Source organism: Wenzhouxiangella limi (assembly GCF_010499265.1).
Lineage (GTDB): Bacteria > Pseudomonadota > Gammaproteobacteria > Xanthomonadales > Wenzhouxiangellaceae > Wenzhouxiangella > Wenzhouxiangella limi.
Map to the genome: position 1 here is coordinate 112,743 of NZ_JAAGSC010000041.1, position 22,098 is coordinate 134,840.

The window sequence follows — 22,098 nt, forward strand, 5'->3', positions numbered from 1 at the left end:
GATGAACAACAGCTACTACTATCATCAGATCGACCCGATTGCCTTTTCGGTCGGTGGTTTCGGAATCTACTGGTACAGCCTGATGTACCTGGTCGCGTTCGGCCTGTTCTGGCTGCTGGGACGAATCCGGGCCGGCCGAGACGATGCGCCGCTGAAGCCGGACCAGGTTTCCGACCTGCTGTTCTGGGGGGTGGTCGGCGTGGTCGCCGGCGGTCGCATCGGCTACGTGCTGTTCTACGGGCTGTCCGATCTGATGGCCGACCCGCTGCTGCTGTTCCGGCTGCGTGACGGCGGCATGAGTTTCCACGGCGGCCTGATCGGCGTGCTGGTGGTGATCTGGGTCTACGGTCGTCACCTGGGCTGCGGTTTCCTGCGCCTGGGTGATTTCATCGCGCCGCTGGTGCCGCCGGGACTGGCGGCGGGTCGCATCGGCAATTTCATCGGCGGCGAACTGTGGGGTCGGCCTACGGATGTGCCTTGGGCGGTGATCTTTCCGGATTCCATCGAGCGCGGCGGGCGCTGGTCCGAGGCCCTGTACCAGCAATACCTTGCCGGGGCGCTGGACGAATACGCGCGTCACCCCTCGCAGCTCTACCAGGCCGCGCTGGAGGGCTTGCTGTTGTTTGTTGTGCTGTGGTGGTATTCGTCCAGGCCAAGACCGGTCGGTGCCGTGAGCGGATTTTTCGTGGCCGGCTACGGTGTGCTTCGTTTCACTGCGGAGTTTTTCCGCGAGCCGGATGCCCACCTGGGCTTTGTGGCGCTGGACTGGTTGACGATGGGGCAATTGCTTTCGCTGCCGATGATCCTGGGCGGCGCAGCGCTGATGGCCTGGTCCTATGCCAAGAGGAAGCCGGCATGAAGGGATACCTGGAACTGCTGCACCACGTGCGCAACCACGGCGTTCGCAAGGCTGACCGGACCGGTGTCGGCACGCTCAGCTCTTTTGGTCACCAGCTGCGCTTCGACCTGGCCGAGGGCTTTCCGCTGGTCACGACCAAGAAGGTCCACGTCCGTTCGATCATCCACGAACTGTTGTGGTTTATCCGCGGTGAAACCCGCCTCGACTACCTGCGCGCCAACGGCGTCACGATCTGGGACGAGTGGGCCGACGAGCACGGCAGCCTAGGGCCGATGTACGGGGTCCAGTGGCGGTCCTGGCCCACGCCCGACGGCCGGGCCATCGATCAGCTGACCCAGGTGGTCGAGCAGATCCGGCAGCGCCCGGACTCGCGCCGGCACGTGGTCTCGGCCTGGAATCCGGCCGATCTGCCGGATGAATCGATCTCGCCGCAGGCCAACGTCAAAGCCGGGCGCATGGCGCTGGCGCCGTGCCACTGCCTGTTCCAGTTTCACGTCGCCGAGGGCCGGCTGAGCTGCCAGCTCTACCAGCGCTCGGCCGATCTGTTCCTGGGCATCCCGTTCAATATCGCCTCCTACGCGCTGCTGACGCTGATGGTCGCCCAGGTCACCGGGCTGGCGCCGGGCCACTACATTCACACTTTCGGTGATGCCCACATCTACCTGAACCATCTTGACCAGGTTGACGAGCAGCTTCGCCGAAGCCCGCGGCCGCCGCCGCAGATGGTGCTCAACCCCAGGCGCACGCGGCTTGAGGATTTCGTCTACGCGGACTTCGAGCTGCGCGGTTATGACCCCGGTCCGGCCATCCGCGCGCCCGTGGCGGTGTGATGACGGCTGCCGGGCCGCAATCGTCGAGCACGACCGGGCTGACGCTGGTCGCGGCCATGGCGCGGGGTCGCGTGATCGGACGCGACGGCACCATGCCGTGGCATCTGCCCGCCGATTTGCGCCACTTCAAGCGCATCACCCTGGGCCACCCGGTGATCATGGGGCGCCGGACCTTCGAGTCCATCGGCCGGCCGCTGCCGGGTCGAACCAACCTGGTTATCAGTCGATCGCGTCCACAGCTGCCGCCAGGGGTCTGTCTTGTGGGCAGCCTCGAAGCCGCGCTGGCTGAAGTGGCCGAGGAGCACCCGGCCATGGTGATTGGTGGCGGCCAGATCTATGCCGCGGCCCTGCCGCTTGCCGAGCGTCTCGAGTTGACCCTGATCGATGCAGAAGTCGACGGCGACACCTGGTTTCCTGCCCTGCGCTGGTCGGATTGGCGGGTGGCTGCGGTCCGGACGCGACCGGCCGACGAGCGCAATCCCCACCGGCTGAACTTTGTCAGTCTGGAGCGCAAACACGGTCCGGTCCAGCCATGAGCCAGGGCCTGCACTGGCCTCAGAAGCGGCGCGTCACCATCGTCGGTGCGATCATCAACCTGGGCCTGTCGGTGGCCAAGGTCGCTGGCGGGGTTGCCGGCCAGTCGCAGGCCCTGATTGCCGACGGCGTGCACTCGCTTTCCGACCTGGCCAGCGATGCGCTGGTGCTGCTGGCCGCCCGCTTCGGCTCGCGCGAGGCCGATCACAACCATCCCTACGGCCATGAACGCATCGAGACCCTGGCCACGCTGGGGGTCGGGCTGATCCTGCTGTCCATCGGGGCTGCGTTTCTGATCGATTCGGCCACCCGCCTGCTCGAGCCGGCCCGCCAGCTCATGCCCGGCTGGCTGGCGCTCGGTGTGGCGGTGCTGTCAGTGCTGGTCAAGGAAGGTCTTTACCACTACACGGTGCGCGTCGCCCGCCGGACCGATTCGGCGCTGCTGCGGGCCAACGCCTGGCATCACCGCAGCGATGCCATGTCGTCGGTGGTGGTCATTGTCGGCGTCGCCGGGGCGATGATGGGCCTGCGCTGGCTGGACAGCGTGGCCGCGGCCATCGTCGGCCTGATGCTGGGCTGGGTGGGCTGGAGTCTGCTCGGCTCTGCGGCCAGCGAGCTGGTCGATACCGGCCTGTCCAATCGTGAACTCAAAGCCCTTTCAAAGACCATAGACGGCGTTCAGGACGTCGCCTGGCATGATCGATTGCGCTCGCGGCGAATGGGCGGGCGGATCTTCGTCGATGTCCGCATCCACGTTGACGGCGATCTGAGCGTGGCCGAGGCCGAAACGATCAGCGCCCGGGTCGCTGAGCGCATGGTCGACCAGCTGCCGGGCCAGGCCGACGTGGTCATCAGCATTGCATCCGGTGCCCGGTCGGTAGAATAGCGAGCCATGAAACGCCAGATCTTCATCGGCGACATCCAGGGTTGCCGCGACGCGCTGGCGCGGCTGCTGGACCGACTCGACTTTGATCCGTCGAAAGATCGCCTGCGGTTTGCCGGTGACCTGGTCAACCGCGGCGGCCAGTCACTGGAAACGCTGCGCCTGGTGCGATCGCTGGGCGATGCGGCGATGACCGTACTCGGCAACCACGACCTGCACCTGCTGGCCTACGCGTACGGCCACGCACCGGCGCGGCTGCGACGCAATTCCGAGTTCGACGCCGTCCTGGACGCCGCCGATGGGTCGGATCTGCTCGCCTGGCTGCGGCGCCAGCCATTGTTCTGGACCAGCGCCAAGAGAGGGCTCGCCCTCGTTCATGCCGGCACCGACCCGCGCTGGGGGCCGGACCAGACGGCGGTGCAGGCAGCCGAGCTGGAGCACGCCCTGGCGACCGAGCCGGAGCAGTTTTTCCGCCACATGTACGGCGACCGTCCGCGTCGCTGGCGTCCCAGCCAGCCGCACTACAAGCGCCTGCGCGCCAGTACCAACGTGTTTACCCGCATGCGCTTCTGCGACGCGCGCGGGCGGCTGGAGCTGGAGGCCAAAAGCGATCCGCGAGCGGTGCCCAGGGGTTTCCGGCCCTGGTTTGAGCATCTTCACCCGGACTGGCGCGGCCGGCTGCTGATCTTCGGCCACTGGGCGATGCTGGGCTTGATGATCACCGAACAGGTGGCCTGCCTGGATTCGGGCTGCGTCTGGGGCGGGCGCCTGACCGCGCTGGTCGACGACGGCGAGAGCCGTTCGGTGGTCTCGGTTGCCTGCCGCGAGGGCTGAGCCGTGGCATCATGCCGCCTGGGCACCGAATGGAGAAAGACATGAGTGCATTTCGCAAGGTGATCGTGGCCGTCGATGGCTCCGAGCAGGGCCTGCAGGCCGCGCGGGTGGCCGCGCGCATGGCCGACAGCATGGGCGCCGAGCTGGTCCTGCTGCACGTGTTTGCGCTGATGTCCGACGACATTGCCGGCGCACTGGGCATGACCACCGAAGAAATCGAGGAGGTCCGCGACAGGACGGCGCGCAAGGCCTTCGATGCGGTGCTCGACGCCATCAGCGACCGCCCCCGGCCGCCGGAAGAGGTGGCGCTGGTCGGCGATGTGGCCGAAGCCATTCTGGACTACCTCAACGATGCGCGCGACGTGCTGCTGGTCATGGGTCGCCGCGGCCAGACGCGGATGGGTTCACTGCTGCTGGGCAGCGTTTCCGACAAGGTCCTGCGCCACACCCGAACGCCGGTGACCGTGGTCAGTTGAGCGCCGTCCGGCGGGCCGCGGGGCAACCCGCGCCGGGCAATCTTTCAGGGCGCGGTCTGTCCTGAGCGCAGGGCTGCCAGCACGGGGTCCATCTGCGGCCGCCGTCCGGTCCAGATTTCGAAGGCCAGGGCGGCCTGGCCGACCAGCATGCCCAGTCCATCGTGGCAGACCAGCGACTGGCGTGAACACCAGTCCGCGAACGGTCGATGGGCCGGGCCGTAGTTGAGGTCATAGGCGACCGCGCGCGCGTCCAGCCAGCCTCGCTCCAGCGGCGGCAGCGCCTGCCCGTGGCCGCTGCTGGTGGCCTGGATCAGCAGGTCAAATCCATTCAGATCCCCAGCCTGGTCGAATCCGCCACCGATGACGACGCCGCGGTGGGCAAACTTCTGGGCCAGCGCTTCGGCGCGCTCGCGGGTCCGGTTGAGAATCACGGTCAAGGCCGGCTGGCGGTCGAGCAGCGGACCGAGCACGCCGGCGGCGGCCCCGCCGGCGCCGATCATCAGCACGCGCTTGCCGGCCGGATCGAGGCCGAGACGCTGCAGGTCCAGCATCAGGCCTGAGCCGTCGGTGTTGTCGCCGTGCCAGCCGTCTTCGCGCCGGACCAGGGTGTTGACCGCCCGCGCCGTTCGCGCCGCGGCCGCCACCTGCTGGCACACGCCCAGCCCGGCCTGCTTGAGCGGCACGGTCAGGTTGGCGCCGCGGCCGCCGGCGACGATGAAGGCGGCAAAGCGCGGGCCGAAATCCTCGCCTCTACAGCGCACGGCCCGGTAGTCCAGCGCGATCCCGGTCTGCTGTCCGAAGCGGCGATGAATCTCGGGCGAGAGCGAGTGTTCGACCGGATCGCCGAACAGGGCCAGCTTCAGGGTCTGGCTCAAGCGTTGCGGTCCCGAAGCTGCTCGGCCACGTCCAGCGCGGCGTAGGTCAGGATGGCGCAGGCGCCGGCGCGTCGGATCGAGAGTAAGGATTCCAGCATGACCTTGTCGCCGTCCAGCCAGCCCTGGGCCGCTGCGGCCTTGAGCATGGCGTACTCGCCGGACACGTGATAGGCCAGGGTCGGGGCACCGAACTCGTCGCTGATGCGGCGGATGATGTCCAGGTAGGGCAGGGCCGGCTTGACCATGATCATGTCGGCGCCTTCTTCCAGGTCCAGGCCCACCTCGTGCAGCGCTTCGTCGCTGTTGGCCGGGTCCATCTGGAACGACTCCTTGCCCGACTTGCCCAGGCTGGCCGCCGAGCCCACCGCATCGCGGAACGGGCCGTAGAAGCTCGAGGCGTACTTGGCCGCGTAGCTCAGGATCAGCGTGTTGCGGTGGTCCTTGGCCTCCAGCGCGCCGCGAATGGCGCCGATGCGCCCGTCCATCATGTCGGATGGCGCGACCACGTCGGCCCCGGCCTCGGCGTGGCTGATGGCCTGGCGCACGAGGACCTCGACGGTCTCGTCGTTGAGCACGTAACCGGTCTCGTCGATCAGCCCGTCGAGCCCGTGCGAGGTGTAGGGGTCCAGGGCCACGTCGGTGATCACGCCGAGCTCGGGAAAGCGCGCTTTCAGCGCGCGCACGCTGCGCTGGACCAGGCCATCTTCGCGCCAGGCCTCTTCGGCGCCGTCGGATTTGCGCTCGGCCGGCACGACCGGGAACAGCGCGATCGCCGGGACGCCGAGGGCCAGGCAGCGCTCGGCGATGGCGAACAGGCCGTCGCGGCCGACCCGCTCCACGCCCGGCATCGAGGCCACCGGCTCGCGGGCCTGGTCATCATCGAGCACGAAGACCGGGTAGATCAGGTCGGCCGGGGTCAGCGTGGTTTCGCGCACCAGACGGCGCGAGAAGGCATGCGCCCGCAGCCGGCGCGGGCGAGTCAGCGGAAACGACATCGACGTGTTCTCTTTAAGGGCCTATCTGAAATGAGAGCGGAAATATTCCACCGAGTTCTGGAAAGCCTTCCAGGCGTGTTCGGCCTCGAGCTTGAGCTTGTCGAACTGGGCCTCGCTGGCCGCGCGCAGCTCCTTGAGCTTGTCTTCCATTTCCGCGCGCTTTTCGCGCATATCGGCCAGCTGCTCCTCGTAGCGTTCCTCGGCCTTGCCGCTGGCCTCATCGGCCTTTTTTTCCAGCTTGTCCATCTCGCTGTTGAGGTCATCCAGCCTGCTTTTAAGCGTCTCGATGAACTGATCGCGTTTGGATTGTTCGGCCATGGGAGTCTCCCGCGGTGAGTGTGGCTTCAGTATAGCGCCGCAGGCTGCGCCGATCGGACGAGGCGGGTAAATCAGGCTGGGCCGGCGAACATGGCCGGCAGAGGTCGAGAGCGGATGTTGGCGGGCGTCTAGCGTTGCGCGTCGGCGCGCGCGGGCGGTGGCGGCGGCAATCCGCAGTCCAGGCCGGCCTGGGTGGCCAGGAAGGCGAGTGCGCTGGCCTCTCCGCCGCGCTCCCAACGCCGCAGAAACTCGCGGATGAGTCGCGGCTCTTCGGCCGCCAGCGATTCCATGCCGACAGCACCGGCGCAGCCGCTAAACTCCAAAAGCTCAGCCTTCCAGCTGTCGTGTCGAGCCACGGCCAAGGTATCACCGGCTGCTTCTGCCCGCTGGGCGGTAAGATTTGAGGCTAAGGCGGTCAAGAGTAAGTTGTCGCCTCGATCCATCATGGCGTTGAGCAAACGTTCGCATGCCTGATCCAGCGCTGCATCGTTATCGGCCCTTTGCTGGCACAGGTCGGCGATGGGCGACAAGGGTGGGAGGGTGATCGGCGCCAAAGCAAGCGCAGCCATCTGCGCGCGGGTCGAGGGCGCGTCGGTCTGGGCGTCAATGCCGTCCAAGACAGTCATTGCGAAATCGGTGTGACGCGGCGCCAGGTGTTCGGCCGACACCATGACGTCCCGGGCACGCATAAGATCGCCGGGCTCGGTCAGATGAAGCCGGGCCAACAGCTCCGCGCCATCCAGGGCGACGATCGCCTCATCCAGGCCGCGGCGGCGGCAGTCGACAACCCGGTCGGTCATCCTGCAAAGCTGCGCCAGCAGGGCGCGCGTGAGGGCGGAATCCGCTTCTTCAATCAGCCCGTGCAGATCCTCGACAAACTCGGCTTCGCTCAGCAGCGGCTGCTCCTTGGTCTGCCAGAGTTTCGCCTGCTCGGCCAGCAGCAGCCCGGCCGCTCGTTCGGCCGGCGCGGACGAGGCGATCAGGGTCCCGGCAACGCGGATCATCCGGGCCTCGAGTTCGGCCTGCTCCAAGCGCTCGGCTTCCGGGCCCGGAGTGGTCGGTATGGCCACAGCCAGCCCGGATACCCCGACAACAACAAGCAGGACGAACAGCGTCAAGCGCATGATGAATCTCCCTAGCCACCAACACCAAGAGGTTGAAATACCACACCGGGCCCCGGCCCGTCAATCAGACGGTCGGGGCGGCGCGGCCGGTTTCCAGCCCGGGTCGCGCCGGCGCTTGCGCAGGATGAAGCGCTCCGGCGCCAGCGCGGCTATCAGCTCGGCGTCGGGGAACGGGCTCAGGCCGCTGGCCTGGTCGGCGATCAGGTCGGCGCACAGCGGCGTGTGGGTCAGGCCGCGCGAGCCGTGGGCCAGGTTCAGGTAGACGCCGGGCACGATTCGGTGCGGATGCTGTCCGGGGTCGGGCAGTGGCCCGGCCAGGGGCAGGAAGTCGGGCGTCTGGCAGCGCACGGCGGCGCGCCGGCCGGCGACCTCGATCGAGCTACCGCCCAGCGCCTGCCAGTGCTCGGGCAGGTGCTCGCGCAGCTGGTCCAGGTTGGTCCGGTCGTCGTCGGCGCGGGTCCGGGTATCGGTCTCGTGCAGGTCGAAGGTGGCGCCAACGCAGTGCAGACCGTCCAGCGCCGGGGTCAGGTAGCCGGCATGGCAGACGGCCTGTTCCCACTGCCGGCTGGCGGCTGTGGCGGGCACGTAGCTGACCTGGCCGCGAATGGTTTTCAGCGGCAGCCAGTCCAGAGCCGGTAACTGGCTTACCGCACCGGCCATGGCCAGGACCAGCACATCGGCGGCCAAACGGCCGCCCCCGTCGGTTTGAATCTGCAGCCCGCCGTCGGCGCTGAATCCCTGCACGCGCTCTCGAGTGAGTTCGATGGCGGGGTGATCGAGCAGGTGCCGGCACCAGCGGGCCGGTCGCAAATAGCCGGCGCCGTGAAACAGGACCTGGCGCGGCCCCAGGCGCTCCATCAGCGTCTGAGGCCAGGTGCCCGCGGCCAGGGCTGCGTCGATTTTTCGGGCCATGCGCTCGTCGGCTGCCAGCTGGATCACGCCGTTGAGCCGGCCATCGTCGGCCTGACCGGGAAAGCCGAGCGATCGCAGGCGGGCCAGGGCGTGGACCAGGGCGAGCTGGTAGAAGCGGTTCTGCGCGGTCATGTGGGCGCTGGCGGTCGAGTAGACGACGCCGGCGAGGTTGCCCGAGGCGGCGCTGGCCACCCCGGCCGGATCGCACACCCGCACCCGCCAGCCGCGCTCGGCCAGCGCCCGGGCGGTGGTGCAGCCGGCCAGGCCGGCCCCGGCAACCACCGCCTGGCCATGCACCAGCCGGCGCGGCGGCGCCGTGCCGGGACGCTGGCCGATCAGCCGATGGCGCTTGCCGCCGAAGCCTGCGACCCGCTCGACCGCGAAGCCGGCGCGCTCGAGGCCGCGGCGTACCGGGCCGGCGGCGGTGAAGGTGCCGAAGGTGGCGCCGGGACGGGAACGGTCGGCCACGGCGGTAAACAGCGCTTCGCTCCACATGGCCGGGTTGCGCGCCGGCGCGAACCCGTCGAGAAACCAGGCGTCCACCTCGGCCCGGCAGCCCTGCCAGCAGGCCGCGGCATCGCCCAGCATCAGCACCAGACGGATACGCGCGTGAAGCTCGATAACGTGGTGACCGGCCACCGAGGGCGGATAAGCCGCGACCAGCGCGGCGGACAAACCGGCCAGCTCCGGTGCTTCGGGCTGGGCGCGGATCAAATCAGGCGGCGTCAGCGGATGCAGCTCGGCCGAAAACAGATCGAGGCGAGCGTCCGGGGGCGCGTGATCGAGAAAACAGCGCGCGGCCAGCAGCACGTTGAGCCCGCTGCCGAAACCGGTCTCGCCGATGACGAACAGCGCGCGGGCGCCCAGGCCGGCGAAGCGCTCGGGCAGGCGGTTGGCCTCGATGAACACCGACCGGCTTTCGGCGACGCTGCGGCCGGGCATGCTGTAGCTGTCCTGGTAGGCCAGCGATCGGGGCGTTTGATCCTGCCAGTCAATGACGGCGGGCTGGATGGGCTTGAAGGGACGCGACATTGGATGGCCAGTGTAGCCTCGCGCATGCGATCGGCGATGTCGACGCGCCGGATCGCTAGATGTTATATCATTACGAATAATCAGTAGACAGAACGATGACAGGAGCAAATCTCATGGCTGCAGTGCTCGATCCCGTTAGACGGGGCGGGAAAAAAGAGCGTTTTGATCAGGCCGCCATCTGCCTGTCGGTGGCCTGTCTGCTGCACTGTCTGGCTGTGCCGCTGCTGCTGGTTGTCGCGCCCTGGCTGTCGATGGGGCTTTTGGGCGAGGAGTGGTTTCATCTGACCCTGGTGGTTGCCATCATTCCGCTGAGCCTGCTGGCCTTTCGCGCCGGCGGCGGCGCCGGGCGAAAAGTGCTGGGGCCCGGCCTGGCCGGCTTGGGCATGATCACGCTGGCGGCGGTGTTCGAGGCTTTTCACTTGATGGATCACGCGGTTGCGGCCGCCCTGACGTCGCTGGGCGGTATTTTGCTGATCCTGGGCCACTGGCGGAATCTACGCGCTCGCGGCTGTCGGGTGCGCCGGGATGAGGCTGCTCCGCTGGTCTGAATCCGTTCTTTTGTCGTCGCCATCGGTCTGCTATCGTTTCTGACCGGACTTCACCATCGACCCGGAGCGGATGGCCATGACCCAATCCTTTGGCAGTTTCGCCGAGTTCTATCCCTACTATCTTTCCGAACACGAAGACGTTCGCTGTCGGCGCATGCACTTCATGGGTACCTGGCTGGTGCTGGTGGCGCTGGCCCTGGCGGTGATGCATTCGCCCTGGTGGGTTCTGGCCATGCCGCTGTTCGGCTACGGTTTTGCCTGGTTGGGTCATTTGCTGTTCGAGAAAAATCGCCCGGCGACCTTCAAGCATCCGTTCTACAGCCTGCTTGGCGACTGGGTGATGTTCGCCGATATCCTGCGCGGTCGGGTTCGAATCTGAGCCATCGCGCCCGAGGGCATGCGCTAGAATCTCAGCCATCAATCGACGGGGAATCACTATGAGCGAGATACCAAAGGACCTGCGCTTTTCGGAAAGCCACGAATGGGTCAGCCAAGAAGAAGACGGCGCGGTCAAGGTCGGTATCACCGACCACGCCCAGGAGCAGTTGGGCGACCTGGTCTTTGTCGAACTGCCGGAAGAGGGCGCGACCCTCGGCCAGGGCGATGCCTGTGCCGTGATCGAGTCGGTCAAGGCGGCATCAGACATCTACACTCCGGTCTCGGGCGAGGTCATCGCCGTCAACCAGGCGATTGTTGATTCACCGGAAATCATCAACAATGATCCGTACGGAGATGGTTGGTTGTTCTCGGTGCGGCTGGAGGATGATGCCGAGGTTGAAGGGCTGATGGACGCCGACGGTTACGGCGCCCACATCGAAGACTGATCCGCCGTGTTGTGCTAGTCGCGGGTGCCGGCGAGCCGGTCGGCAGCGCGAATTGGCTCGGGGAGACGAAAGCGCGGTGTGCACTCCAGTACCAGGCGCGTGGCCGTTTGCAGGCTGACGCGATGGCCGCTGGAGACGAACACCGGCCGAACCGCGGTCCGGGTCCGCAGCACGCTGCCGATGACCTCTTCGCCGTCGCGCAGCAAGGATTCCGCCCCGCGCTGGCGATCCGGCTCTTCAGCCTGTCCGCACAGGCGACTCTTGCCGACTCCGATGGTGCAAAGGCCGGTCTCTACCCCCAGATGGCAGGCAACGCCAAAGCGCCGCGGGTGAGCAATGCCCTGGCCGTCGCAAAGCACGAGATCTGGCTCCGACGACAGCCGCTCCAGAGCGGCGAGCACCGCCGGCAGTTCGCGAAAAGAAAGTAGCCCCGGGATGTAGGGCAGGCGCGTGGGTTGCTCGGCCACGGCCTGATCGAGCGTCTCCAGCCCCGGGTAAGACATCAGCACCGCTGCCGCCCGAGTCAAGCCACCGCCCTCGGGAAATGCCGCGTCAACGCCGGCTACGGTCCGAATGGCTGCAGGAAGATCGTCCTCGACGACAACGCGCCGGGACAGCTTGCGCTGCTTTTGTACAAGTTCACTGGCCGATGGCAGCACCGAGACGCTTTTTCAGTACGACCAGCCAAGACGGCGGTAAACGAAACCCATCAGCCAGGCCGGACCGATCAGCAGAAAAGCCAGATCCTTGAAGAAAGAAGGTTTCTTGCCTTCGATCTGGTGACCGACGAATTGCCCGATCCAGGCGCCGACAAAAACAACCAGGGCCACCGCCCATAGCGGCGCCGTCAGCCGGGTCTCGAGGAACCAGCACAGGGCCAGCGACAGCAGCATGAAAAGGCCAACGCCGATCGACAGTCGCGGGGACAGCGCGACGTACCAGATTTGCACCAACAGTGCTGCCAGTACCGCCCAGTTCAGCCACTCAACCGGTGCAGGGATGGACCAGACCAGCGCGATCACCGACCAGAAAATCAGTGGCACGCAGATCCAGTGAATCAGCTTGTTGGTGGGGTTCTGGTGGCTTTCGCCGTATTCGTCAAACCAGCTGTCGGCCGATCGCATCGCTGCAGCTCCTTCGTGGACTTTTCGTGTCCTGATTCTAACCGCTGCGACCGAAACAGGACTGCCAGACTGCCGATACGGTCCGGCGCGCTGCGCTCAGGTCGACATCATCGGGGTGGCGCTGCAGCCAGCAGATGTGGCGGGCCTGAATGGCCTCGTTCCAGGCCTCGATGAGCCCGCTTGCCTGTTCCCCTGTCAGCCAGCCCGAGCGTCTGAGCAGGTCGATCTGCCGATCGCTCCGCCGGACCTCGATCAGTTCCGGACTCTTGGCGGCCTGGCACAGCACACCCGCCTCGGCGATGTACTGGATGTCGGTCATCAGGCCCTTGATCGGGGTTTCCGAGCGATCGCGCTGCTGGCGCGCGCGCATGTCGGCCAGGTCGGTGAGCACCCGGTGGCTATCGCGTTGCTGGCACAGTACGTGTTGTCGAATCCGCTCGAAACGGTCTTGGAGGGCCTGGCTGCCGTTCACCCAGCGGGCCCGGATCAGCGCCTGGTGCTCCCAGGTCCAGGCCTGTTTATCCTGGTAGTTGCCAAAGCTGTCAACCCGGCTGATCAGCATGCCGGCGCGGCCGTTCGGCCGCAGCCGGGTATCGATCTCGAACAGGCGCCCTCCCGGCAAAGGCATCTGCATGAGGCTGATCAGGCGCTGCGCGATCCGCAGCGGCGGCGGGTCAGTACCGTGGAGGAACACGAGGTCGAGATCGGACTCGTAGTGCAGAGCACGGGCGCCGAGGTTGCCGTAGCCGATCACGGCGATATCGCTGTCGGGCGGATCGAGCAGGCGAAGAACCTCGGCGAGGATGGTCTCGGCGATCAGGCTCAGGCGCTCGGCCGCCTCGACCGGCGTGATCCGCTCGTCGAGTTCGGCCAGGGCCGTTCGCAGGAAGCCGGCCTGGCGCCAGCGCCCGAGGCCGTTGAGGCTTTCTTCCAGCTCATCCGAACTGCTTGCGGGCAGTGCCGGCAGGTCCAGGCCGTGAATCGGGTCGAGCAGGTCGTCGAGCAGCTGTGGCGCCTCGGTGATCCAGGCGCTGACCCGCTCACTCAGCGAGAACACCCGAACCAGCCGGGTCAGGGTTTGCGGGCGCTCGTGCAGCAGGGAAAGGTAGGAGGATCGACGGCTGATCTGTTCGATCAGGCGCAAAAGCTCCGGCAGCAGCGCGTCGGCACCGGGTTCGGCCGCCGTGGCGAGCAGCAGTTCGGGCAGCAGACGCTCCAGCCGGCGGTGACCCTCTGCGCTCAGGTTACGCCGGGTCAGGCGCTTGTCGAGCTGGACCAGTGATTTGGCGGCTTCGTCGGGATTCTCGAACCCCAGTCGAGTCAGCTGCTCGCCGAGATCGTCCTGTGGCGGCCAGAGGCCGGTTGGAACAGCGGTCTCGTTGGCCGGCGCCCGAAAGCGCTCGCTGAACCGGGCGCCGATGCGCGCCTGGTGCCCGGCGATTTCCTTGTCCAGGGCGGCGGGATCGGCGTGGCCCATGAGCTCGGCCAGGCACTGCAGGGACTCGGTCTCGCAAGGCAGGTGGTGACCCTGGCGTCCGGTCATGGCCTGCAGGCGATTTTCCAGGATGCGCAGAAAGCCGTAAGCCTGCTGCAGCTCTCGCGCGGGTTCGGCTTCGATCAGACCGAGCGCGGCGCAGGCCTCCAGACCGGGCAGAAAGCCGGCGACGCGCAGCATGCGGTCTCGTCCGCCGCGCAGGATCTGCTGACTCTGGACCAGGAACTCGGCGGCGCGGATGCCGTCTGGTCCGCGCTTGATGTCGCGTCCACTGTGGCTGCGGGTGCCGGCCTCGATACGGGCATGCAGTTCGCGCAGGCTGTCGAAAATACCGTAGTCGAGGTAGCGGCGATAGATGAACGGTTCGATGGCGGCCAGCAGGCGCTTTCCGGCGTCAAGGTCGCCGGCCACCGGCGCCGCCTTCAGCCAGGCGTAGCGTTCCCAGGTGCGGCCTTCTGTCAGAAAATACTGTTCCATTGCCAGTAACGACCAGACCAGCGCGCCGGCGTCCCCGAACGGTCGCAGACGCGCGTCGACAATCCACACCCGGCCGTGTGAGGTGACGGTATCGAGCAGCCGGATCAATTCGCGCGCGACCAGCTGGTGGTAGCGGCCGGCATCGAGACGGCGCGGGCCGGTGCTTTCGCCCTTGCCGTCGTGGACGAACACGATGTCGATATCGGAATTGAAGTTGAGCTCGTTGCCGCCGAGCTTGCCCAGTCCGAGGACGGCCAGCCGCAGGGGTCGATCGCGGTCGTCGCGCAGCTCGCCGCAGTTTTTCTGGACCTGGTGCTCGGCGGCAACCAGCGCCAGCTCCAGGCAGTCGCGCGCCAGCGCCGATATGGCGCAACCGGTCGTGGCGATGTCGCTCATCCCGGCAAGGTCCTGCCACAGGATGTGGACCGACTGGAGCTGTCGATACCGGCGCAGCGTGATCTCGGGTTGGGCGAGCAGTTCATCTTCTGCTGGTCGGCGGACGGAAACAGAAGGGTCCGGGTGGTCCGGAAATCGTCGCCAGGTCTCATCGACAAAACGGCAGTGTGCTGCCAGCCACCCGGGTGTCAGTTCGTGGACAGGACGTTTCATGGCGCCTTGCGTTCGGCCGCTGCCCTGATCAGCGCCTCGAAGAGCGCCCGCTGCTCAGGGCGCTGGGGCAGGTATTCGGGGTGCCACTGAACACCCAGCGCGAAGGACGGCCCGGTTTGCTCGATCGCCTGGATTACACCGCTGGCTTCATGGGCGCAGGCCATCATGTGGTCGCCCAGGTCATCAATGGCCTGAGAGTGCAGGGCGTTGACGCGGACCCGGGTCATGGCCAGGATACGGGCCAGGCGCGAATCCTTTGCAATCTCGATGCGTTTGCGCGGCAGGACAGAGCGAATCGCCGGATGCTCCTCGTAGAAGCCCTCCAGGTCCTGGTGCAGGGTGCCACCGGCGGCGACGTTGAGCAACTGCATGCCGCGACAGATTCCGAGCCGGGGCAGATTGCGATCGCGTGCCTCGCTGATCAGGCGCTGTTCAAGCGCGTCGCGGGCCTGGTCGAGTCCGCCGGTCTTGGTCGTGAGCAGGCGTCGAACCAGCAGCAGCAGCGGGAACAGCAGAATCCCCGCCAGGCGACGCCAGCCGAGCAGTCCGGGATCTTTCAGCGACTCCAGCTTCGGCATCGGCTCGGCGCCGTACAATTCCGGACTGACGTCGGCGCCACCACCGACGATCAACCCGTCGAGCTGCTCGATGCCGCTGCGCTTGCCCGGGCGAATCCGCAGCGGCTGGCCGCCGGCCCGGCGCACCGCGCGTGCAGTAAACAGCCAGGCCGCCAGCCCGCCCTTGTCGGGGCCGGTGACGCCGATGACGGGTCGCTTGCCGCTCATGAGCGCAGTTTACGCACCAGCGCGGAAAGCCAGCGCTTGACTGGGCTGGAGCTTTTCAGACGGGACGTGCACTCCTTTTCAAGTGCACGCGGCTCTGCCGCCAGGCGTTCGACGGCGACCCAGTCATTCCAGGGAACGGACAGGTTCCAGTCTGGTTCGTCGATCAGGCAGTTGGGCAGCCGGTAGTGAAAAGCCGGCCTTGGCTTGATCAGCTCTTTTTCCACCGGCGCGGCCATTACCCTTTGCTCGTCGATATGGGCAAACAGCGGTAACAGGTCCAGCGGACGGTTGCGGGTGGGCGTGTAGTAAAGGAAGTCGTCGATCAGGGTCGTAAGGTCGGGCTGATAATCCGGATTCAGCACGTGGGCGACATAGTCTTCAGGATAGGACTGGACGTAAGGCGAAATCCGCCGCGCCAGATCGACATCGGACCGTTCCAGCAGCCACTCGTACTTGAGCAGGAAGGCGCGCAGCATGTTCAGCAGGTAATCGGCATCGAGACTGGCCGCCTCGATGTTGAGCTGCAGGCCGAAAGCGTAAAACGGCGAGGAATGCGTGCCTTTGGCGCCGGCCTTGTGCAGCCGCAGTCGGATCTCGTCGAGGCGGGCGAACTCCGTCCAGGGAATCGGCGGGCCGACCAGTTCCCGGGGCACGATCAGCCCGGCGACCCTTGACATGAGGTCTTCGATGTTGTCGCGAGCAGACCCCTCTCCGATGTCGATGCCGATCTCGGCGAGCGCTTGCTGATAGCGACGATCCCGCAGGATGCTGGCGTCGAGCTCGATATTGAAGTCGCCGAATTCGGTCGCGCGAACCCGAGTCAAAAAGGCGCTTTCATGCTCGATCGATCCGCCGACAACGGCGGTTACGGCTTCGGCCATCGCCTGCGGCCGAACCTCGGCCACCTCGAGTTCCAGGCCGATGCGGCGCGCGTCGCCCGCCGGGGTGGTTTGCCGGGGCAGCGGATCGAAACGGGGCTGGCGAGCGCTCGACTGGTTCATGCAGTGGCTGGTAGCAATGGTCCTGATCTTGAGAATAGCGAAAATGGCTCGGCCCTGAACGCAGAACCCCGGCGCGGGGCCGGGGTTCTGACGGGGTGCGTCGGGTCCAAGCAGACCCGTTGCCGGGCTTCTTACATCATGCCGCCCATGCCACCCATTCCGCCCATGCCGCCCATGCCGCCCATGTCGGGAGCACCGCCGCCTTCGTCAGACTTCGGCAGTTCGGCTACCGCGGCTTCGGTGGTAATCATGAGGCCGGCCACGGACGACGCGTTCTGCAGGGCAGATCGGGTCACCTTGGTGGGGTCGAGAATGCCGGCTTCGATCATGTCGACAAACTCGCCGGACGAGGCATTGTAGCCGTAGTTGCCCGAGCCTTCCGAGACCTTGGCCAGGATAACCGAGGGTTCGCCGCCGGAGTTGGAGACGATCTTGCGCAGCGGCTCTTCCATGGCGCGCAGGGCAATCTTGACCCCGACGTTCTGGTCTTCGTTGTCGGCTTTCATGTCGCGAATGGCTGCAATCACCCGGACCAGGGCCGTGCCGCCACCGGGCACCACGCCTTCTTCGACGGCCGCACGGGTGGCGTGCAGGGCGTCTTCGACCCGGGCTTTCTTCTCCTTCATTTCGACTTCGGTCGCCGCGCCGACCTTGATCACGGCAACACCGCCGGCCAGCTTGGCCACGCGCTCCTGCAGCTTTTCACGATCGTAGTCGGAGGAGGCCTCCTCAATCTGGGCGCGAATCTGACCAACACGGCCTTCGATGTCCTGACCGTTGCCGGCCCCGTCGATGACGGTCGTGTTTTCCTTGGTGATCTGGATTTTCTTGGCCGAGCCCAGCGACTCCAGGTCGGTCTTCTCCAGGCTCAGGCCCACTTCTTCGGAAATCACCTGTCCACCGGTCAGGATGGCCATGTCTTCGAGCATTGCCTTGCGGCGGTCGCCGAAGCCCGGTGCCTTGACCGCGGCGACCTTGACGATGCCGCGGAGGTTGTTGACGACCAGGGTGGCCAGCGCTTCGCCCTCGATGTCTTCGGCCACGATCAGCAGGCTGCGGCCGGCCTTGGCCACGCCTTCGAGTACCGGCAGAAGCTCGCGAACGTTCGAGATTTTCTTGTCATACAGCAGAATATACGGGTCTTCCAGCTCGACCTGCATGGTCTGCTGATCGGTCACGAAATACGGCGACAGGTAGCCGCGATCGAACTGCATGCCCTCGACGACGTCCAGCTCGTTTTCCAGCGACTGGCCTTCCTCGACGGTGATCACGCCTTCCTTGCCGACCTTGCCCATGGCGTCGGCGATGATCTTGCCGATTTCGTCATCGGAGTTGGCCGAGATGGTGCCGACCTGGGCGATGGCCTTGTCGTCCGTGCACGGAGTGGACAGCTTCTGCAGCTCGGCAACGGCGGCTCGCACGGCCTTTTCCATGCCGCGCTTGAGATCCATCGGGTTCATGCCGGCAGCGACCGACTTCAGGCCTTCGCGCAGCATGGCGTGGGCCAGGACGGTGGCGGTGGTGGTGCCGTCGCCGGCGGCGTCAGAGGTCTGGGAAGCGACTTCCTTGACCATCTGGGCACCCATGTTCTCGAACTTGTCTTCCAGCTCGATTTCCTTGGCCACGGACACGCCGTCCTTGGTCACGGTCGGGGAGCCGAAGCTCTTTTCGAGCACGACATTGCGGCCCTTGGGGCCGAGAGTAACGCTGACCGCACGGGCCAGAACGTCGACGCCTTTGAGAATGCGGTTGCGGGCGTCTTCAGAAAAACGGACTTCTTTGGCACTCATTGTTGCTAATCCTCTACTTTCAATTCGGTTGGGTTAGGAGACCTGGGGGCCGATCAGGATTCAATGACCGCCATGATGTCGTCTTCGCGCATCACCAGCAGTTCTTCTGAGTCGACCTTGACCTCGGTGCCCGAGTACTTGCCAAACAGGACCTTGTCGCCGACTTTGACGTCGAGGGCCTTCTGTTCGCCGTTCTCGAGGATCTTGCCGTTACCGACGGCCAGGACTTCGCCGCGGATCGGCTTTTCGGTCGCGCTGTCGGGAATGACAATGCCACCGGGGGTGGTGCGCTCTTCTTCAACGCGCTTGACGATGACGCGATCATGCAAAGGACGCAAATTCATGGGTGTTTTCTCCCTTACGACTGTATCGATTGAAATTAACGGTTGATGCAAACATCGCCGACTACCGTCAGGCCGGATTCGGCGATACCCAGAGTTTCGGGGCAGAGGACTTTTCAGTACGCTGCCGTCACGCTCAGCCAAATGGAGCCCCGGTGCCGCCGTTTCAAGAGCGCGCAGGCGATCGTTGGCATCCGATTTTTCAGCATTGTGTGGATTCGCCCTTAAATCCGAGCAGGTAAACTAGCCGACTTGTTCGAAGTGAGAGGTTGCCTACCATGTCTTCTTGCCGGCTGCTACTGGCCGTGACTACCTGTGCAGACGCAAGCGCGGCCGAACGTCTGGCCGCGGCGCTGGTCGAAGCCCGACTGGCGGCCTGCGTCAGCATCAGCGCGCCCGTCCGGTCGGTTTACCCATGGCAGGGCCGGATTGAGGTAGAACAAGAGGTGGTGCTGACGATCAAGACCGCTCCGGCTCGGATTGAAGCGCTCAAGCGGTTCATTGCCGAACACCACGATTACGATGTGCCCGAGTTGTTGATCAGTCCGGTGACCGACGGTGCCGAGGCGTATCTGCAGTGGGCCGAAAACTGGATGACGAATGGCTGAACGATTCGCTGCTGTACTGACTGGATGGCCGGTCGCCCTGGCTTTGCTCCTGGCCCCGCTGGCGCAGGGCCAGATCAATCCCGATGACCTGTTGCCGGTTGAGGAAGCCTTTGCTCTGGAGGCCGCGGCTGACGGTGAGCAGGTGGAACTGACCTGGCAGATTGCCGAGGGTTATTACCTGTATCGACACGCGTTTCGCGTCGATGGCGTAAACGAAGATGTCGTGGCGGGCGAGCTGCAGATCCCGCGTGGAGAACTGACCACGGACGAGTTTTTCGGCGAGACTGAAACCTACCGCGGCCAGGTGAGCGTGCGGGTCCCGCTGGAGTCGGTGCCCGAGGATGGGCGGATCGAATTGATGGTGCGCTCCCAGGGCTGCGCCGACGTGGGCCTCTGTTATCCACCCAGCCGCGAGCGTGTCAGCCTGCAGATGCCCCCGACCGAACCGTCCGCCGCGCCCTCCGCTTCCGGATTGTCGGATCTGTTGCGCCAACCTCGGCCTTCGCCGGGCGGCCTGCAGGATTCGAACGAGGCGCTGCCCGCCGAGGAGGCCTTTTCGGTCGACGCCATCGCCAGCGGCCCGGGCAGTCTACTGGTCCGCACGCGCGCGCTGCCCGGATATTACCTGTACCGCGAGCAGTTCGCGTTCCGTCTCGACGGCGACGACGCGGAAGTCGTGCGCGCTGATCTGCCGCCGGGCACCTCGATTACCGACGAGTCCTTTGGCGAAACCGAGGTCTACTACGGCGAAATCGAGATTCCGGTCCACCTCGGGCGCCCGGCCGGAGCGGCCAGGACAGTCGAGCTGATCGTGGATTACCAGGGCTGCCTTGAGGGCAGTATCTGCTATCCGCCCATGCAGACCCGGCTCCCGGTGGATCTGCCCGCAGCCGAGATCGCGATCCGACAGGACGCCGGTGGTGAGCAAACCTCGGCCACCGCGGTGCCGGCCGGAGAGCAGGACCGTCTGGCCGCAGCGCTTGCGGGTACGCCGGTTCTGGCCCTGCTGCTGTTTTTGGTGGCCGGCTTGCTGCTCGCCTTCACGCCGTGCGTGTTTCCCATGGTGCCCATCCTGTCGGGGCTGATTGCCGGGGAGGGTGATCGCCTGACCACGGCGAAAGCGTTCCGACTGTCGCTGGTCTACGTGCTGTCCATGGCGCTGGTTTACACGGCTTTCGGGGTGGTGGCCGGCATCTTCGGTCAGAATCTGCAGGCTGTTTTTCAGCACCCGGCAGTGCTGAGCGGTTTCGCTTTCCTGTTCGTGCTGCTTTCACTGGCCATGTTCGGTTTTTACGAGCTGCAGCTGCCGGCTTCGGTGCAGACCCGTCTGAATGAATTGTCGAATCGGGCCGAGGGCGGGACGCTGATCGGCGCCGCGATCATGGGCGCGCTCTCGGCGCTGGTCGTGGGACCCTGCGTGGCCCCGGCCCTGATGGGTGCGCTGATTTATATCGGTCAGACGGGCGACGCCGTGCTTGGCGGAGCGGCCCTGTTTGCCATGGCCATGGGCATGGGTATTCCGCTGATTGTCTGGGGCACCTCGGCCGGCAAGCTGCTGCCGCGCGCCGGCGGCTGGATGAATGCGGTCAAAGCGGTGTTCGGAGTCGGCCTGCTGGCGCTGGCGATCTGGATGCTTGAGCGGGTGGTGCCGCCGACCGCGATCATGCTGATGTGGGGTGCGCTGGCGATAGCCAGTGGGGTCTATCTCGGTGCCTTGACCCGGCTGCCGCCGGATGTCGCCGGTTGGCGCAAGCTGTGGCAGGCGCTGGGCGTGATCGCGTTGCTTTTCGGTGGCGCGCAGATCCTCGGGGCCTTGTCGGGCGGGGACGACTGGATGCGGCCGCTGAACCATCTGCGCGGTGGGGCGGGTGCGGGAGCGCCGGTCCAGACGGTGTCGTTTCAGCCGGTCGAGACCCTGGAGGCGTTGGAGTCAGCCATCGCCACGGCCCCGGGGGCGGTCTTTCTGAGCTTTACCGCCGAGTGGTGCGTGGATTGTCGGCGTATGGAACGGCGGACCTTTCCGGAAGCCGCGGTCCAGGAGCGTTTTGCGCAGATGACCATTCTGAAAGTGGACGTGACCGACTATACCGACGATGACCGCGAAATCCTGGAGCATTTCGGTCTGATCGGGCCGCCGGCCTACCTGTTTTTTGCCGGTGGGCAGGAGCTTCCCGGATTGCGCACCTACGGGTTCATTGCGCCGGATCAGCTGGCCGGCCTGCTCGATGAGGCGCGCGGCGCATGAGCCGAATGCTGTGGCTGTACATCGGCGCGGCGCTGATCGGGCTGTCGCTGGGCGGTGCTTTTGCCTGGCTGTCGCGTCCGGCGCCGCCCGAGCCCGGCACTGCCGGTGCGGCGGTGGGCGACCCCCGGCCGGGTTTTCGGCACGGGGGGCTGAACGGTGAATGGATCGATGCCGACGACTTCGAGGGTCAGCTGCTGCTGGTCAATTTCTGGGCTACCTGGTGTGCACCGTGCCGGCGAGAGATGCCGGTGCTGCAGGCGGCCAGCGAACGCCACGGTGATGACCTGGCCGTGGTCGGACTGGCCATCGATGATCTCGAAGCCGTGCGTGAGTTCGTGACCGGACTTGAGATCCGTTACCCGATTGCCGCCGGCAATGCCGACGTCATGGCCACCCAGCGTGCCTGGGGCAATGCGGCCGGTGCCCTGCCGTACACCGTGCTGGTTGACCGGAGCGGCGTCATCCGCTGGCAGCACCTGGGCGAAGTCAGCGTCGAGCAACTGGAGTCGGCCCTCGCGCCCTGGCTGTAGACCGCCGTTTCGGCGGGTTGATTCCCGGCCAAGAGCGGTGAAAATGCGC

General features: G+C 66.0%; 24 protein-coding genes. 12 read left to right on the top strand and 12 right to left on the bottom strand.

Annotated elements, in window-relative coordinates; all coding sequences use genetic code 11:
* Position 1: 1 nt before the first annotated feature.
* The 6 genes from lgt to G3I74_RS09250 are packed head-to-tail and all read left to right on the top strand — an operon-like array spanning position 2 to position 4,416.
* Complete coding sequence (gene lgt, locus G3I74_RS09225) at positions 2-859, top strand: prolipoprotein diacylglyceryl transferase (RefSeq protein ID WP_164211305.1); 858 nt, start codon at positions 2-4, stop codon at positions 857-859.
* Positions 856-1,689, top strand: coding sequence for a thymidylate synthase (locus G3I74_RS09230; protein WP_164211306.1), 834 nt, complete (start codon positions 856-858; stop codon positions 1,687-1,689). Before lgt ends, G3I74_RS09230 begins: the two co-directional genes overlap by 4 nt.
* Positions 1,689-2,225, top strand: coding sequence for a type 3 dihydrofolate reductase (gene folA, locus G3I74_RS09235; RefSeq protein WP_164211307.1), 537 nt, complete (start codon positions 1,689-1,691; stop codon positions 2,223-2,225). The genes G3I74_RS09230 and folA overlap by 1 nt, the downstream gene beginning before the upstream one ends.
* A complete protein-coding gene (locus tag G3I74_RS09240) occupies positions 2,222-3,109 on the top strand; it encodes a cation diffusion facilitator family transporter (protein ID WP_164211308.1) in 888 nt (295 codons plus the stop codon). Before folA ends, G3I74_RS09240 begins: the two co-directional genes overlap by 4 nt.
* A 6-nt stretch (positions 3,110-3,115) precedes the next feature.
* Entirely contained in the window at positions 3,116-3,940 is an 825-nt protein-coding gene (locus G3I74_RS09245) for a symmetrical bis(5'-nucleosyl)-tetraphosphatase (RefSeq protein WP_164211309.1), read from the top strand.
* A gap of 41 nt (positions 3,941-3,981) precedes the next feature.
* The gene (locus G3I74_RS09250) at positions 3,982-4,416 is read left to right on the top strand and encodes a universal stress protein (protein ID WP_164211310.1); all 435 of its coding nucleotides are present in this window, start codon (positions 3,982-3,984) and stop codon (positions 4,414-4,416) included.
* A 44-nt stretch (positions 4,417-4,460) separates the two neighbouring features.
* On the opposite strand, the gene aroE is transcribed toward G3I74_RS09250, so the two are convergent.
* The 5 genes from aroE to mnmC1 form a co-directional block, all read right to left on the bottom strand.
* On the bottom strand, positions 4,461-5,291 hold the full coding sequence (gene aroE / locus G3I74_RS09255; RefSeq protein WP_164211311.1) for a shikimate dehydrogenase: 831 nt from the start codon (positions 5,289-5,291) through the stop codon (positions 4,461-4,463).
* Positions 5,288-6,286 carry a porphobilinogen synthase gene (gene hemB / locus G3I74_RS09260; protein WP_164211312.1) on the bottom strand — a complete coding sequence of 333 codons (999 nt, stop codon included), beginning with the start codon at positions 6,284-6,286 and terminating at the stop codon, positions 5,288-5,290. The genes aroE and hemB overlap by 4 nt, the downstream gene beginning before the upstream one ends.
* Before the next feature lie 21 nt (positions 6,287-6,307).
* Positions 6,308-6,604, bottom strand: a complete 297-nt coding sequence (locus tag G3I74_RS09265; protein WP_164211313.1) for a sll1863 family stress response protein — start codon at positions 6,602-6,604, stop codon at positions 6,308-6,310.
* Between the two features lie 128 nt (positions 6,605-6,732).
* Positions 6,733-7,728 carry a hypothetical protein gene (locus tag G3I74_RS09270; protein WP_164211314.1) on the bottom strand — a complete coding sequence of 332 codons (996 nt, stop codon included), beginning with the start codon at positions 7,726-7,728 and terminating at the stop codon, positions 6,733-6,735.
* A 60-nt stretch (positions 7,729-7,788) separates the two neighbouring features.
* Entirely contained in the window at positions 7,789-9,672 is a 1,884-nt protein-coding gene (gene mnmC1 / locus G3I74_RS09275; RefSeq protein WP_164211315.1) for an FAD-dependent 5-carboxymethylaminomethyl-2-thiouridine(34) oxidoreductase MnmC1, read from the bottom strand.
* Positions 9,673-9,785: 113 nt separating this feature from the next.
* On the opposite strand from mnmC1, the gene G3I74_RS09280 reads away from it, so the two are divergent.
* The 3 genes from G3I74_RS09280 to gcvH all read left to right on the top strand — a co-directional run bounded on the left by G3I74_RS09280 (position 9,786) and on the right by gcvH (position 11,044).
* Positions 9,786-10,220, top strand: coding sequence for a MerC domain-containing protein (locus G3I74_RS09280; protein ID WP_164211316.1), 435 nt, complete (start codon positions 9,786-9,788; stop codon positions 10,218-10,220).
* 76 nt (positions 10,221-10,296) lie between these two features.
* Positions 10,297-10,599, top strand: coding sequence for an Mpo1-like protein (locus tag G3I74_RS09285; RefSeq protein ID WP_239056808.1), 303 nt, complete (start codon positions 10,297-10,299; stop codon positions 10,597-10,599).
* A 58-nt stretch (positions 10,600-10,657) separates the two neighbouring features.
* On the top strand, positions 10,658-11,044 hold the full coding sequence (gcvH, locus tag G3I74_RS09290) for a glycine cleavage system protein GcvH (protein ID WP_164211318.1): 387 nt from the start codon (positions 10,658-10,660) through the stop codon (positions 11,042-11,044).
* 14 nt (positions 11,045-11,058) lie between these two features.
* Here the strand turns inward: gcvH and nfi are convergent, their stop codons facing one another.
* From nfi to groES, 7 genes are all read right to left on the bottom strand, one after another.
* The gene (gene nfi / locus G3I74_RS09295; RefSeq protein ID WP_164211319.1) at positions 11,059-11,703 is read right to left on the bottom strand and encodes a deoxyribonuclease V; all 645 of its coding nucleotides are present in this window, start codon (positions 11,701-11,703) and stop codon (positions 11,059-11,061) included.
* Positions 11,704-11,715: 12 nt separating this feature from the next.
* Positions 11,716-12,168: an Mpo1 family 2-hydroxy fatty acid dioxygenase gene (locus G3I74_RS09300; RefSeq protein WP_164211320.1), complete on the bottom strand. Its 453-nt coding sequence runs from the start codon at positions 12,166-12,168 to the stop codon at positions 11,716-11,718.
* A gap of 37 nt (positions 12,169-12,205) precedes the next feature.
* Positions 12,206-14,749 (bottom strand): bifunctional [glutamate--ammonia ligase]-adenylyl-L-tyrosine phosphorylase/[glutamate--ammonia-ligase] adenylyltransferase, encoded by a 2,544-nt coding sequence (glnE, locus tag G3I74_RS09305; protein WP_164211321.1) that lies wholly within the window; start codon positions 14,747-14,749, stop codon positions 12,206-12,208.
* On the bottom strand, positions 14,746-15,534 hold the full coding sequence (locus G3I74_RS09310) for a gamma-glutamyl-gamma-aminobutyrate hydrolase family protein (RefSeq protein WP_164211322.1): 789 nt from the start codon (positions 15,532-15,534) through the stop codon (positions 14,746-14,748). Before G3I74_RS09310 ends, glnE begins: the two co-directional genes overlap by 4 nt.
* Positions 15,531-16,535: an amidoligase family protein gene (locus G3I74_RS09315; protein WP_164211323.1), complete on the bottom strand. Its 1,005-nt coding sequence runs from the start codon at positions 16,533-16,535 to the stop codon at positions 15,531-15,533. The genes G3I74_RS09310 and G3I74_RS09315 overlap by 4 nt, the downstream gene beginning before the upstream one ends.
* A gap of 131 nt (positions 16,536-16,666) precedes the next feature.
* On the bottom strand, positions 16,667-18,325 hold the full coding sequence (gene groL / locus G3I74_RS09320; protein ID WP_164211324.1) for a chaperonin GroEL: 1,659 nt from the start codon (positions 18,323-18,325) through the stop codon (positions 16,667-16,669).
* A gap of 53 nt (positions 18,326-18,378) precedes the next feature.
* Positions 18,379-18,669: a co-chaperone GroES gene (gene groES / locus G3I74_RS09325; protein ID WP_164211325.1), complete on the bottom strand. Its 291-nt coding sequence runs from the start codon at positions 18,667-18,669 to the stop codon at positions 18,379-18,381.
* Between the two features lie 302 nt (positions 18,670-18,971).
* Between groES and cutA the strand changes: the two genes are divergently transcribed.
* The 3 genes from cutA to G3I74_RS09340 are packed head-to-tail and all read left to right on the top strand — an operon-like array spanning position 18,972 to position 22,049.
* Positions 18,972-19,274, top strand: coding sequence for a divalent-cation tolerance protein CutA (cutA, locus tag G3I74_RS09330; RefSeq protein WP_338063088.1), 303 nt, complete (start codon positions 18,972-18,974; stop codon positions 19,272-19,274).
* Positions 19,267-21,519: a protein-disulfide reductase DsbD gene (locus tag G3I74_RS09335; RefSeq protein ID WP_164211327.1), complete on the top strand. Its 2,253-nt coding sequence runs from the start codon at positions 19,267-19,269 to the stop codon at positions 21,517-21,519. Before cutA ends, G3I74_RS09335 begins: the two co-directional genes overlap by 8 nt.
* On the top strand, positions 21,516-22,049 hold the full coding sequence (locus tag G3I74_RS09340) for a TlpA family protein disulfide reductase (protein ID WP_164211328.1): 534 nt from the start codon (positions 21,516-21,518) through the stop codon (positions 22,047-22,049). The genes G3I74_RS09335 and G3I74_RS09340 overlap by 4 nt, the downstream gene beginning before the upstream one ends.
* Positions 22,050-22,098: the final 49 nt, after the last annotated feature.